At 72.4% G+C, this 12,422-nt stretch carries 13 protein-coding genes; 8 read left to right on the top strand and 5 right to left on the bottom strand.

The genetic code is table 11. From position 1 onward, the window contains the following. Window positions 1-8 precede the first annotated feature (8 nt). Complete coding sequence (locus ACFY1H_RS18510; RefSeq protein ID WP_255638318.1) at window positions 9-224, top strand: CbtB-domain containing protein; 216 nt, start codon at window positions 9-11, stop codon at window positions 222-224. A 15-nt stretch (window positions 225-239) separates the two neighbouring features. Next, a complete protein-coding gene (locus ACFY1H_RS18505) occupies window positions 240-1,016 on the top strand; it encodes a CbtA family protein (RefSeq protein ID WP_366582841.1) in 777 nt (258 codons plus the stop codon). A 28-nt stretch (window positions 1,017-1,044) separates the two neighbouring features. Here ACFY1H_RS18505 and ACFY1H_RS18500 read toward each other — a convergent pair whose 3' ends face one another. Continuing rightward, window positions 1,045-2,511: a M1 family metallopeptidase gene (locus ACFY1H_RS18500; protein WP_386947716.1), complete on the bottom strand. Its 1,467-nt coding sequence runs from the start codon at window positions 2,509-2,511 to the stop codon at window positions 1,045-1,047. 86 nt (window positions 2,512-2,597) lie between these two features. Between ACFY1H_RS18500 and ACFY1H_RS18495 the strand changes: the two genes are divergently transcribed. From ACFY1H_RS18495 to ACFY1H_RS18485, 3 genes are all read left to right on the top strand, one after another. After that, entirely contained in the window at window positions 2,598-3,689 is a 1,092-nt protein-coding gene (locus ACFY1H_RS18495; RefSeq protein ID WP_386947714.1) for a sensor histidine kinase, read from the top strand. 18 nt (window positions 3,690-3,707) lie between these two features. After that, window positions 3,708-4,349, top strand: coding sequence for a response regulator (locus ACFY1H_RS18490; protein ID WP_386947713.1), 642 nt, complete (start codon window positions 3,708-3,710; stop codon window positions 4,347-4,349). Between the two features lie 82 nt (window positions 4,350-4,431). Continuing rightward, window positions 4,432-5,148, top strand: a complete 717-nt coding sequence (locus ACFY1H_RS18485; protein ID WP_386947711.1) for a DUF4190 domain-containing protein — start codon at window positions 4,432-4,434, stop codon at window positions 5,146-5,148. A gap of 4 nt (window positions 5,149-5,152) precedes the next feature. Here ACFY1H_RS18485 and ACFY1H_RS18480 read toward each other — a convergent pair whose 3' ends face one another. Together ACFY1H_RS18480 and ACFY1H_RS18475 are read right to left on the bottom strand one after the other, a co-directional pair. After that, window positions 5,153-6,637, bottom strand: a complete 1,485-nt coding sequence (locus ACFY1H_RS18480; RefSeq protein ID WP_386947709.1) for a cobyric acid synthase — start codon at window positions 6,635-6,637, stop codon at window positions 5,153-5,155. Then, entirely contained in the window at window positions 6,634-7,572 is a 939-nt protein-coding gene (locus tag ACFY1H_RS18475; protein WP_386947707.1) for a cobalamin biosynthesis protein, read from the bottom strand. Before ACFY1H_RS18475 ends, ACFY1H_RS18480 begins: the two co-directional genes overlap by 4 nt. 36 nt (window positions 7,573-7,608) lie before the next feature. On the opposite strand from ACFY1H_RS18475, the gene ACFY1H_RS18470 reads away from it, so the two are divergent. The 3 genes from ACFY1H_RS18470 (at window position 7,609) to ACFY1H_RS18460 (ending at window position 10,133) form a co-directional block, all read left to right on the top strand. Further along, window positions 7,609-8,214, top strand: coding sequence for a bifunctional adenosylcobinamide kinase/adenosylcobinamide-phosphate guanylyltransferase (locus ACFY1H_RS18470; protein WP_366582848.1), 606 nt, complete (start codon window positions 7,609-7,611; stop codon window positions 8,212-8,214). A gap of 10 nt (window positions 8,215-8,224) precedes the next feature. Beyond that, window positions 8,225-9,244, top strand: coding sequence for a nicotinate-nucleotide--dimethylbenzimidazole phosphoribosyltransferase (cobT, locus tag ACFY1H_RS18465; protein WP_386947704.1), 1,020 nt, complete (start codon window positions 8,225-8,227; stop codon window positions 9,242-9,244). 133 nt (window positions 9,245-9,377) lie between these two features. Then, on the top strand, window positions 9,378-10,133 hold the full coding sequence (locus ACFY1H_RS18460) for an adenosylcobinamide-GDP ribazoletransferase (protein WP_366582850.1): 756 nt from the start codon (window positions 9,378-9,380) through the stop codon (window positions 10,131-10,133). A 23-nt stretch (window positions 10,134-10,156) separates the two neighbouring features. Here the strand turns inward: ACFY1H_RS18460 and ACFY1H_RS18455 are convergent, their stop codons facing one another. After that, window positions 10,157-11,110, bottom strand: a complete 954-nt coding sequence (locus tag ACFY1H_RS18455) for a redoxin domain-containing protein (protein WP_366582851.1) — start codon at window positions 11,108-11,110, stop codon at window positions 10,157-10,159. Further along, complete coding sequence (locus tag ACFY1H_RS18450) at window positions 11,111-12,367, bottom strand: epoxide hydrolase family protein (protein WP_386947702.1); 1,257 nt, start codon at window positions 12,365-12,367, stop codon at window positions 11,111-11,113. Window positions 12,368-12,422: the final 55 nt, after the last annotated feature.

Raw genomic sequence — 12,422 nt, 5'->3', positions numbered from 1 at the left:
GAGGCACAGTGACCACGCCCGCCGCACCCGCCGTCGCCACACCGATCCCCGTCCGGATCCCCGTTCGCCAGATCGTTCCGTGGGCCGTGCTGGTGGGCCTGCTCGCTCTCATCGCCCTCTACTTCGTGAGCGCCGAACAGGGCGCCACCGCGGTGTTCGCCAACATGTACGTGCACGAGTTCGTGCACGACGGCCGGCACCTGCTCGCGTTCCCCTGCCACTGAGGCGGGCGAACCACCGTGATGAGGTCCCTGCTGGTCCGCGGCATGCTCGCGGGCCTGATCGCCGGCGTGCTCGCGTTCGTCTTCGCGTACCTGTTCGGCGAGCCGTCGGTCAACAGCGCCATCGGCATCGAGGAGGCCGGCTCCGCGGAGCACTCCCACGTCCACGACCCGGCCGCCGGCCAGGGCACCGGTGACGCCGAGCAGCCCGAGGAAGAGCTCGTGCCGCGCGACATCCAGAGCACCGTCGGCCTGCTGACCGGCGTGCTCGTGTACGGCGTCGCCATCGGCGGGCTGTTCTCGCTGGCCTTCGCGTTCGTCTACGGCCGCATCGGGTCGCTGCGCCCCCGCGTGACCACGGCGCTGCTCACCGCGGGCGCGTTCGGCGTGGTGTTCTTCGTGCCGTTCCTCAAGTACCCGGCCAACCCGCCCGCGGTGGGCCAGCCGGGCACCATCGGGCAACGCACCGAGCTGTACTTCGGCTTCGTCGCCGTCTCCCTGCTCGCGGGCATCCTCGCCACCGTGTTCGGCCGCAAGCTCGCCGACCACCTCGGTGCCTGGCGCGGCGGCCTGCTGGCCTGCGCCGGCTACGTCGTGGTGATGGCCGTGGTCACGTGGCTGATGCCGGTCATCGACGAGGTGCCGCCGACCTTCCCGGCGTCCACGCTGTGGAGCTTCCGCACCGCGTCCGTCGGTACACAGGTGACGCTGTGGCTCACGCTGGGCCTGTTCTTCGGCTTCTTCGCGGAGAAGGTGCTGAAGCCCTCCCAGAAGGCCACCGCGGCAGCCGTCTGAGCTTCACCAGTCCAGGTCGCCGGCCATCTCACGCCTTCCAATCCGGGTGGCCCGGCATGGCCGGGGTGGTGGAGCCGTACAGCCAGTCGTGGAAGAACGCGCCCAGGTCGCGGCCCGAGACGCGTTCGGCCACGGCGACGTAGTCCTGCGTCGCGGCCGGGCGGCCTTGGAACTCGTCGAAGAAGGTGCGTTCGATGCGGTCGAAGGTCGCCGGGCCGACGAGGCTGCGCAGCGCGTACAGCGTGAGCTTGCCGCCGAGGTCGGTGCCGAACATGACGCCCGTGGCGGAGGACTGCCGGGCGACCGGGCCGTTCTGCTTCAGGATCTCGTTGTTCTGCTCGTAGCCGGACTTCGCCTTCTCGTCGAACGGCTGGCCACCGTGCTCGGAGTCGTAGAGATCCTGGTAGAAGGTGGCGTGACCCTCGCTGAGCCACATGTCGTCCCAGTGGCGCACGGGCACGGCGTCGCCGAAGTACTCGTGGGTGAGCTCGTGCGCCATGGTCGACACCTCGCTGGGGTATTCGAGGGCCAGGGCGCTGTAGGTCGGCATCGCGGCGGTTTCCAGGGCCAGGCCGCCGCCGTAGAGGCGGTTCACGCCGAGGGTGCCGGCGCTCGCGTACGGGTACGGGCGGCCGAGGCGCTGCTCCAGCCAGGCGATGATCTCCGGGGTTTTGCGGGCGGTGTCGAGCGCGGCCGGTTTCGCCGCCGTGGTCACGTAGCTGCGCACCGGCAGGCCGTGCGGGCCCACCTGGTCGAGCTCGGTGAAGTGCCCGGCCGCGAGTTGCACGACGTCGGTGGCCGTGGGCCGGTCGACGCGGAACACCGAGGTCACCCGGTCGCCCGCGCGGTGCTTCCCGACGAACGTGCCGCTGCCGACGCCCTGCACGTCGGCCGGGGTGGTGATCCGCAGGGTGTAGGTGGCCGGGTCGCCGGGGACGTCGTCGGACGGGAAAACCGCGTGCTCACGGTCGGTCTGCCCCATCACCGCGAAGCCGTCCGGGGTGTTCTGCCAGACACCCACGGCCTCGGCGAGGTCGGGCGGCAGCGGGACCTTCACCGTGGGCGAGGCCGGGCTCTTCGCCCGGTCCGCAACGTAGCCGATCCGCACCGTGAACGGCATGCCCTTGCGCACCGGCCGCGTGGGCGTGACCACCAGCTTTTCGCCCTGTACCACGAACTTCGCGGCCGTGCCGTTGACCTCCACGGTCCGGATCTCACCGACGGCCGAGTCGAGCCCGAAGGACGACAGCGACTGGGTGGCGACGGCGCGCATCGTCACCGTCGCGTCCATCGTGGTCACGCCCGGCCGGTAGTCGAGGGAGACGTCGTAGTCGCGCGCGTCGTAGCCGCCGTTGCCGAGCCCGGGGAACAGGCGCTCGCCGGCGCTCAGCGCGCCGGGCGTCGCCGGATCAGCGGTGGCGGCGGTCGCGGTGCCGGCGGCCAGCACCGCGGCGAGCCCTGCCACCGCTGCGGTTTTGATGATCGTTTTAGCCATGCCGCCAACCTTGCCGAGAGTGACTCCGTGCGCACATCGGCCGGGCAGCTCGATCGGACTAACCGGAAAGTCGTACGGTGATCGCCGTGCGACTGCTCCTGCTCGACGCCTGCCTGGCGATCGCCGTCGCGGGCGCGCTCACGCTGGAGGAGCTCAACGGCGTGACCCGGCACCCGCTGTGGCAGCTCACGATCGTGGCCGTGCTGGTGCTGTTGCTGCTGCGCCGCCGGTTCCCGCTCGTCACGATGCTGGCGATGGGGGTGCTGGCCTGGTTCGCGCCGATGGCACAGCTCGCCACGATCTTCTCGCTCTACACCGTCGCGGCCCAGCGCGGACCGAAGTGGCCGACGGCGGTCGCGGTGGCCGCGGACCTGGTGATCACGTTCGTCACCTACCGGCCCGACGACCTGCAGGCCTGGGAGGTCGTCGGCTTCGTCGCGGCCCTGATGCTGCTCCTGCCGCTGCTCGCGGGGCTGTGGATGCACCAGCGCGCGGTGCTCCTCGACGCCCTGCACGACCGCGCGGACCAGGCCGAACGCACCCGCGACCTGCTCGCCGAACGCGCCGTGACGGCCGAGCGACGGCGGATCGCGCGCGAGATGCACGACGTGGTGGCCCACCGCGTGAGCATCGTCGCGCTGCAAGCCGGTGCGCTGACGGTGCGGGCTCGGGACGAGGAAACCGCCCGGCTCGCCGAGGTGATCCGCGAGTCGAGCGCCGCCGCGCTCACCGAGCTGCGCGACATCCTGCGGGTGCTGCGCGAGGAGGAGAACGAACCGAAGGCGCTGCCCAGCCCGACACTCGACGGCGTCGCGCAGCTGGCGGGCGACCTCGCGGCGGCCGGCGCGGACGTCGACACCGAGGTGCCCGATCCCCTGCCGCAGGTGCCGGAGAAGGTGGGCCGGGCGGCGTACCGGATCGTGCAGGAGGCGCTGACCAACGCGGCGAAACACGCGCCGGGCGCGCCGATCCGCGTCCGGCTGTCCCTCGACAGCGGCAAGCTCCTGGTCGAGGTCGCCAACGCGCTCGGCGCCTCGGCGGGCCTGCCCGGCGCGGGCTACGGCGTGATCGGCATGCGCGAGCGCGTGACGCTGGCCGGCGGCGCACTGCGCGTCGGTCCCGACGGTTCGGGTGACTACGTGGTGCGCGCGGTGTTCCCGCTCGCCGGCGGGGCGTGAGATGAGGAGGACGCTGCGGTGATCAAGGTCGTGCTGCTGGACGACGAGGTGCTCGTGCGCAGCGGCATCCGGATGATCCTCGAGTCGGACCCGGAGATCCGCGTGGTCGCCGAGGCGGGCGACGGCACCGGCGTCGCCGAGCTCGTCGCGCAGTACCGGCCCGACGTCGTGCTCACCGACATCCAGATGCCCGGCGTCGACGGCCTCGAGGTGACCCGCGTGGTCACGGCACTGCCCGAGGCGCCGGCGGTCGTCGTGCTGACCACGTTCGACCTCGACGAGTACGTGCACACCGCGTTGCGCCACGGCGCCACCGGGTTCCTGCTCAAGGACACGCCGCCCCGCGACCTGGTCAGCGCCGTGCACGTGGTGCACCGCGGCGAGGCGATGCTGTCGCCGGCCGTCACGCGGCGGCTGCTCGGCGAGTTCGCCTCAGGCGGGGCCATGGAAAGCGCGCAGGCGCGGCTCGCGGCACTGACCTCCCGCGAACGCGAGGTCGCGGTGGCCGTCGCCGAGGGCTGGAGCAACGCGGTGATCGCCACGAAGCTCGGCGTCAGCCAGGCCACGGTGAAAGTCCACCTGGGGCGCATCATGTCCAAAGTGGAAGCCGCCAACCGGACGCAGGTCGCGATCCTGGTGCACGACGCTGGTCTCGCCTGAATCGTTGTCGCGCGAGCGGTGCCCGGTTGGTTACGATCATGCCCGGGTCGGGGGATTCCACGAATGAGTTCAGGGGACCCTCATGTCCGATTCAGTCCTGCCGCCCAAGCCGACCGGGCCGAGCTACCAGGACGCGCCACCGCCACAGCCGCCGCCCGCGACGGGCAAGACCAACGGTTACGCCATCGCCTCGCTGGTGCTCGCGATCGTCCCGTTGCTGAAGGTGCTCTTCGGCTTCGCGCTGGCGATCCCGGGGATCAGCCTGCTGCTGAGCGTGATCTGCGGTGTCGTCGCGCTGCGTCAGATCCGGCGCACCGGCGACAGCGGCCGCGGCCTGGCCATCGCGGGCCTCGCCCTGTGCGGTGCGTGGCTGCTGACAGTGATCATCACCGCCGGCACCTCCTCCGGTTCGAGCAGCGAAGACGCCGCCATCGACGAGCTGTCAGGCGGCGGCGAGAGCGTGTTCTCGGCCGAGCAAGGCGAGTGCTTCACCGGCTACGACAAGCTGACCAGCGACATCGCCAAGGTCTCGTGCGACGTGGCGCACGCCGACGAGATCTATGCCGTGGTGCCCTTGCCGGAGTCCGAAAGCTATCCCGGCGAGGAAGCCCTGTCCACGCTGAGCCGCCAGTACTGCACCACGGCGCAGTCAGGGTTCTTCGTCGACACCACGATGCCGGCGGACCTGGTGATGGGCGTGTACTACCCGCCGGCCGGATCGTGGCAGAACCGGAACCGCTCGGTGGTCTGCACCCTGGAATCCAAGTCGGGCATGCTGACGGCGCCGGTGGTGCACTAGCGGTTCACGGCGCGCCGGGCGGAACGAACGGCAACCCGGCCGGCGCGCCACTTTCCAGCAATTCCAGCAGTTTCGCGATGTCCACTTCGGACTCCACGGCGTCGGCGAGCCGTTCCAGCATGTCCTCGCGCAAGGCCGCGAACCCGGGCGCCCCCTCGACCGGCGTCCACTCGACGCCGGACTGAGCGGCCACCTCCGTGAGCCAGGCGCGGCGGAAGCCGTCGTTCTCGAAAGCACCGTGCCAGGTCGTACCCCACACGGAGCCGACCCGGTGACCGTCCAGAAAGGACTCCGCGTCGGCGGGCGACGCGGTGCCGTGGTGGATTTCGTAGGCCTGGACGCGGTGGCCGTGCCACTCGCCGACCGGGCGGCCGAGCACCTTCTCCCCCGCGAACGTGACGTCGGTGGGCAGCAGACCCAGACCGTCGACGGTGCCGGCGCGGGACTCGACATCGTCGTGGATCGTGGCCGCCAGCATCTGGTAGCCGCCGCAGATGCCCAACACGGGACGGCCGGCGGCGGCGCGCGCCGTCACCGCGCCGGCGAGGCCACGCTCGCGCAGCCAGCGCAGATCGTCCACGGTGGCGCGAGAACCGGGCAGCACCACCAGATCCGCCGCGGCGACCGAGTCCGGGTCGGAGGTGAGGCTCACCGTCACGCCGGGTTCGGCGGCGAGGGCGTCGACGTCGGTGGCGTTCGAGGCACGGGGAAAGCGCACCACGGCCACGCGCAGACCCCCGCCACCGCGTCCGGCTTCGTGGCGCCAGCCCGCGGCGGCCAGCGCGTCTTCGGAGTCGATCCACACGCGGTCCAGCCACGGCAGCACCCCGAGCACCGGCCGGCCGGTCACGTCCTCGAGGCTCTTCAACCCCGGGCGCAGCAGCCCGACGTCGCCGCGGAACTTGTTGACCACCCAGCCCGCGACCAGCGCCTGGTCTTCCGGTGACAGCAGCGCGAGCGTGCCGAACATCGCCGCCAGCACCCCGCCGCGGTCGATGTCGCCGACCACGACCACCGGCAGCGAAAACCGCCGCGCCAGGCCCATGTTCACGTAGTCGCCGCCGCGCAGGTTGATCTCCGCGGGACTGCCCGCGCCCTCGCACACGACCACGTCGAACCGCGAACGAAGGTCCTCGAACGCACCGAAGGCGATCTCCGCCAGCCCCGCGCGGCCGGTCGCGTACTCGCCGGCTTCCAGTGTGCCGAACGGTTTCCCGAGCGCGATGACGTGGCTGCGGCGGTCGCTGCCGGGTTTGAGCAGCACGGGGTTCATCGCCGCTTCGGGCTCGACGCGCGCGGCGCGGGCCTGCAGCCACTGCGCGCGGCCGATCTCGGCCCCGTCCGCGCAGACCATCGAGTTGTTCGACATGTTCTGCGACTTGAACGGCGCCACCCGCACGCCGCGGCGCGCGAGCCAGCGGCAGATCCCGGCCGTGACCAGGCTCTTCCCGGCGTCGGACGTCGTGCCGGCGACCAGCAGCCCGCTCATCGCGCCACCGCCACCGCGGCCGCCACCAGGGCCGCCGCCGCACCGACCACACGCGACAGCCGCACCGCACGACGCAGGTCGACGGGCCGGGGCGCGCGGCCGTCACCGAGCGTGCCGCGGGCCTCGACTTCGCCGCCGTAGCTGTTGGTGCCGCCCAGGCGCAGGCCGAGCGCGCCGGCGAACGCGGCCTCGACCTGGCCGGCGTTGGGGCTCGGGTGGTGCGAGCCGTACCGCCGCCACGCCCGCAGCGACGCCCGCACCCGCCCGCCGGCGAGCGGCGCGGACACCGCGGTGAGCACGGCGCCGGCCCGCGACGGCACGAGGTTCACGACGTCGTCGAGGCGCGCCGCCGCCCAGCCGAAGTTGCGGTGGCGCGGCGAGCGGTAGCCGACCATCGCGTCGAGCGTGTTGAGTGCGCGGTAGCCCAGCAGGCCGGGCAGGCCGGCGACGGCACCCCACAGCAACGGCGCCACCACGGCGTCGGACGTGTTCTCCGCGATCGACTCGGTAGCCGCGCGCGTGAGCTCCGCGGTGTCCAGTTCGGAAGCGTCGCGCGCGCACAGGTGCGACAGCCGGGTGCGCGCGGCGGGCACGTCGCCGGCGTCGAGCAGCCGCGCCATCTCGCCGCCCTCCGCCGCCAGGCCACGCCCGCCGAGCACGACCCACGTCGCGACGGCCGTGAGCGCGAAGCGAGCGAAGGGACGTCGGCGCGTACTCAGCTCAGCGGCGACGCCCAGGCCCGTCACCGCTCCCGCGCAGACGGCCGCGTACGCCGCTCCGCGCGGCTTCGAGTCGGCCCACCAGTGGCGTTCCAGCGCACCTGCCCAGCTGCCGAACACCGCGACCGGGTGCCCGCGCCGGGGGTCACCGAAGAGTGAGTCGGCGGCATATCCGGTGATCAGGCCGGCCGCTGTGACGGCTTGTCGGAGTGGCACGTGGCGAACGGTAGCGCGTGCACGAGAATGCCGGGTATGACCAAGCTGACGCACCGGCTCGCCGGGTATCTCGAGACCCTGGCGCGGACCCTCCGCCGGTACGGACGCGACGACGGCAAGGTGCTGGTCCTCGGCGGCGTCCGCTCGGGGAAGTCGAGGCACGCGGAGCGGCTCGTCGCGCACCACACGCACCTCGTGTACGTGGCCCCGGGCCTTCCCCCGAGCGACGACGACCCCGAGTGGGCCGCCCGCGTCGCCGCGCACAAGGCCCGGCGCCCGCGCCACTGGACCACGGTGGAGACCACCGACCTGGCAACCGTGCTGCGCACGGCGACGAGCCCGTTGCTCATCGACTGCCTCGGCACGTGGCTCTCGCGCGTGCTCGACGAGGTCGGCGCGTGGACGGGCAAGCCGGGCTGGGAGCGCCGTCTCGACGACCGGCTCGAGGACTTCCTGGCCGCGTGGACCCAGGCGCGCGTGCCCGTGGTGGCCGTGAGCAACGAGGTCGGCAGCGGTGTGGTGCCCGCTACGTCGTCCGGACGGCTGTTCCGTGATGTGCTGGGCGCACTCAACAACCGGGTGTCCGCCGAGTCCGACCGGAGTCTGCTGGTCGTCGCCGGGCGGGTGCTCGAACTGCCGTAAGGAGTCCGCCGTGCCGCGTTTCGACATCCCCGTGCCCGACGCCGCCGCCCGCGCCGCCGCGCAGGAGCGCCTCGACGGCCTGGTGAAGCCACTCGGCGCGCTGGGCCGGCTCGAGGAGCTGGCCGCGTGGCTCAGCGCCGCCCACGGCGTGGTGCCGCCGCGTCCGCTGGACGACGTGCGCGTGGTCGTCTTCGCGGGCGACCACGGGGTGTCGGCGCAGTCGGCCTACCCGCGTGAGGTCACGGCGGCGATGGTGCGGGTGTTCCTGGCCGGGCGCAGTGGCGTCACGGTGCTCGCCGCGCAGGTCGGCGCTCGCGTGCGCGTGGCCGACATCGCGGTCGACTGGGACGCTTCGGACGTGCCGGCTTCCGTGACCGCGCACAAGATCCGCCGGGGCTCGGGCGCGATCGACGTCGAGGACGCCCTCGCCCCGGGCGAAGCGCTCGCCGCGTTCGAGGCGGGGCGCGCCATCGCGGCGGAGGAAGCCGACGCGGATCTGCTCATTCCGGGCGACATGGGCATCGGAAACACCACGATGTGCGCGGCTCTGGTCGCGGCCACGCTGGGCCTGCCCGCCGCCGAGGTCGTCGGCACGGGCACGGGTGTGTCCGGGGCGGCGCTGGACGCGAAGACGGCCGTGGTCGAGGCCGCGGTGCAGCGCGCCGCGGGGCGGGTGGCCGACCCGTTCGAGCGGCTGACGGCGCTGGGCAGCGCCTGCGTCGCGGCCACGGCGGGATTCCTCGTGGAAGCCGCCGTGCGGGGCATCCCCTTGCTGCTCGACGGCATCTTCTCCGGCGCGGCCGCCCTGGTCGCCCGGGACATCGCGCCGGGTGCCGAGCAGTGGTGGCTCGCGGGACACCGCTCGACGGAGCCTTCGCAGGCGTTCGCGTTGAAGGCGCTGGGCCTGACGCCGATCCTCGACCTGGGCCTGCGGCTCGGCGAAGGCAGCGGCGCCGTCCAGGCCGTCCCGACGCTGCGGGCGGCGCGGGCGATCATCGCGGACATGGGGCTGCTGGCGGACCTCGCGTGAGGGCTGCCCGCCAGGACCTGAGGGCCGCCGGCGCGCGGCTCGAAGGATTCGGGTCACCGTCCGCGGCGCGCGGCGCCGTGACCTCGGCCGCTCTCGGGTGCCGCGGTTACGCGCGGTTGCGAGCGGGGAGCCGGTGAAGCTCGGCGACGCGCTGCGGCTGGCCGTCGGCACCCTGACCACCGTGCCCGTGCCGGCCCCGCGCGTCATCGATCGCGGGGTGGCCGGGGCGGCGATGGTACTGGGACCGGTCGCGGCGGTCCCCCTCGCCGCGGCCGCGGGCCTGATCGTGGCCGGCGGCGTGGCCGTGGGCCTGCCCGCGCTCGCCGTCGCCGCCCTCGCGCTGGGCGTGGTGGCTCTGGGCAGCCGCGGCCTGCACCTCGACGGGCTGGCCGACACCGCGGACGGGCTCGGCGCGTCCTACGACCGCGCCAAAGCCCTCGACGTCATGCGCCGCGGCGACTCGGGCCCGACCGGGGTCGCGACGCTCGTGTTCGTGCTCCTGGTGCAGGCCGGCGCGTTGACCGGCGCCGTGTCGGCGGGCCACGGCGTCGTGGCCGCCGTGGTCTCGGTGCTGGCGGGCCGGTGCACGCTGTCGATGTCGTGCGCGCAGGGCGTGCCCTCGGCCCGGCCGGAGGGGCTCGGGGCGACGGTGGCGGGATCCGTGCCGCGGGTGGTCGCGGTGGCCGTCGGCCTGGTGGCCGCCGCGCTCGCCGCTTTGGCGCCCGGTTTGCCGTGGTGGCAAGGGGTGGCCGCGGTCGGCGCCGGGTACCTCGTCGCGGCGGCCTTGCTCGCCCGGTGCGTCCGGCGCCTGGGCGGAATCACCGGTGACGTCCTCGGCGCCGGGGTCGAAGTGGCGGTGGCGGCGGCGCTGCTCACGCTCGCCGTCTGAGCCGCCGCGGTCCCGAAGACGAGCTACCCGAACGTGAACACGTACGCCCCGGCGCCGGGTTCGAGGAAGGTGATCTCCAGCGTCCGCTCGCGGACCTCGTCGCGCTGGCGCACGAGCTGGTAGAGGCGGGCGTCCCGGAGCAAGCCGTGCCCGTCCGCGTCGACGTCGACACCGTGGCCCGGGCCCGGAGCCGCGCCGTCGAGGGTTACGCGGAAAGGAATCGGCGGTCCCGGACCACGAGCCAGCACGAGGTGCGCGTCGCGCGCGTGGAATCGGTAGGTGATGCTCCCACCGGCCTCGGCGAGCACGACGCTCTCGGGCCCGATCGTCCACACACCGGCGAGGGCCCAGGTACCGAGGCGCACGCCCTGCGGCGGGAGCTCGTAGGCGCGTCGTTCGTCGAACCCGATACGGCCCGGCGAAGCGAAGTGCTCACCACGCGCGTAGCCGAGATACGTCTCGGGCGTGCGCAGGTGATCCCAGTCGGCCTCGGCCTCCACGCCGTGCCCGGCGACGGAGACCAGCTCGCGCTCGACGCCGAGCAGCCGCTGGATCATGCGCTCCGACTGCTCGTAGCGTCCTTCACCGAAGTGGTGGTCGCGGATGACGCCTTGGGCGTCCACGAAGTAGAGCGCCGGCCAGTAGTGGTTGTCGAACGCGCGCCAGATGGCGTAGTCGTTGTCGACGGTGACCGGGTAGTCGATCCCCCGCTCGTTCGTCGCCTGGCGCACGCGGTCGAGCGCGTGCTCGAACGAGAACTCCGGCGTGTGCACTCCGACGACGATCAACCCGTCGTCGGAGTAGGCCCGCGACCAGGCGCGGACGTAGGGCTCCTGGCGCAGCCAGTTGATGCAGGTCAGCGTCCAGAAGTTGACGACGACGACGTGGCCGGCCAGCTCGGCGGGACCCAGTGGCCCGGAGTTGAGCCACTCGGCCCCGCCGAGGGCGGGCATGCTCGTGCGCGCGGATACCGACATCTAGCGCACCGAGCGCAATCCGGCACGGACCTCGGAGGCGAATAGCTTCGGCTGCTCCCAGGCGGCGAAGTGCCCGCCCTTGTCGAGCCGGTTGTAGTGGATGAGCCGGGGATACGCCTCCTCGGCCCAGCTCCGCGGCACCTGGTAGAGCTCGTCGGGGAAGACGCTCACCGCCACCGGGACGGAGACGCCCTTCGGGTCGAAGAAGCCGAGCTTGTTCTCCCGGTAGAGACGTCCCGAAGAGACCCCCGTGTTCGTCAACCAGTAGTGGGTGATGTTGTCGAGCACGTCGTCGCGGGTCAGTCCCTCGGACTGTCCGTCGAAGACCCGGGCGATCAGCGCCAGACTGGCCGCGTCGTGGTCGAGCATCCAGGCGGCGAGGCCGATGGGCGAATCGGCGATTCCGTAGAGCGTCTGCGGGTGGGTCCCCATCTCGAGGGCGTAGGCCACGTCTGTCGCGAAGAAGTCCCTCAGCTTTTCGTAGAGACGTGTTCCCTCCTCGGACAGATCGGGTGGCGCCGGGCCGCCGGACTGCACGGCCTGGGCGACGTCGGGGCGGACGGCGCCGGGGAAATTGGTGTGGATTCCGATCAGGCCGGCCGGCGCCTGCGCACCCATCAGATCGACGATCTGCCCGCCCCAATCGCCGCCCGAGGCGACGTAGTTGTCGTATGCCAGGCGCTTCATCAGCTCGGCCCAGGCGCGCGCGATGTGCTCGGGGCCCCAGCCGGTGACGGCGGGCTTGCCCGAGAACCCGTAGCCGGGCATCGACGGGATCACCAGGTGGAAAGCGTCCGCTTCACTCGCGCCGTGGGCCGTGGGATCGGTCAGCGGACCGATGATCTTCAGCTGCTCGATGACCGAGCCGGGCCAGCCGTGCGCGACGAGGAGCGGCAACGCGTCTTCGTGTTTCGAGCGAACGTGGATGAAGTGGATGTCGAGGCCGTCGATCTCGGTGATGAAGTGCGGGAGAGCCTTCAGTCTCTCCTCGCACCTGCGCCAGTCGTACTCCGTCGCCCAATAACGGGCGAGTGCCTGCATCGTCTCGAGCGGCACGCCCTGCGAGGCGTCCGAGACGGGTTCCTTTTCGGGCCAGCGAGTGGCCGTGACGCGCGCACGCAGATCTTCGAGATCCGCATCGGACGTCTCGACCGTGAACGGCCGGATCGCTTGATCGTGCACTGCCCCTTCAGTCGTGACAGACATGCGTCTCCTTGGCGGATGGGTGCGGTGGTCGATGTCGCGTTTGCCGGACAAGACGCGAAGCCCGGTACTGTGCCACCGAATCACCGGCGGTTCCTCACCCGAAACG

Source organism: Amycolatopsis sp. NPDC001319 (genome assembly GCF_042896185.1).
Taxonomy (GTDB): Bacteria; Actinomycetota; Actinomycetes; order Mycobacteriales; family Pseudonocardiaceae; genus Amycolatopsis.
This window is presented reverse-complemented; position numbering and strand designations above follow the sequence as displayed.

Bases quoted from the DNA above. Each gene is read 5' to 3' on its own strand.
- ACFY1H_RS18500 (WP_386947716.1), bottom strand. From the start codon at position 2,511: ATGGCTAAAACGATCATCAAAACCGCAGCGGTGGCAGGGCTCGCCGCG.
- ACFY1H_RS18485 (WP_386947711.1), top strand. From the start codon at position 4,432: ATGTCCGATTCAGTCCTGCCGCCCAAGCCGACCGGGCCGAGCTACCAG.
- ACFY1H_RS18480 (WP_386947709.1), bottom strand. From the start codon at position 6,637: ATGAGCGGGCTGCTGGTCGCCGGCACGACGTCCGACGCCGGGAAGAGC.
- ACFY1H_RS18470 (WP_366582848.1), top strand. From the start codon at position 7,609: ATGACCAAGCTGACGCACCGGCTCGCCGGGTATCTCGAGACCCTGGCG.
- ACFY1H_RS18455 (WP_366582851.1), bottom strand. From the start codon at position 11,110: ATGTCGGTATCCGCGCGCACGAGCATGCCCGCCCTCGGCGGGGCCGAG.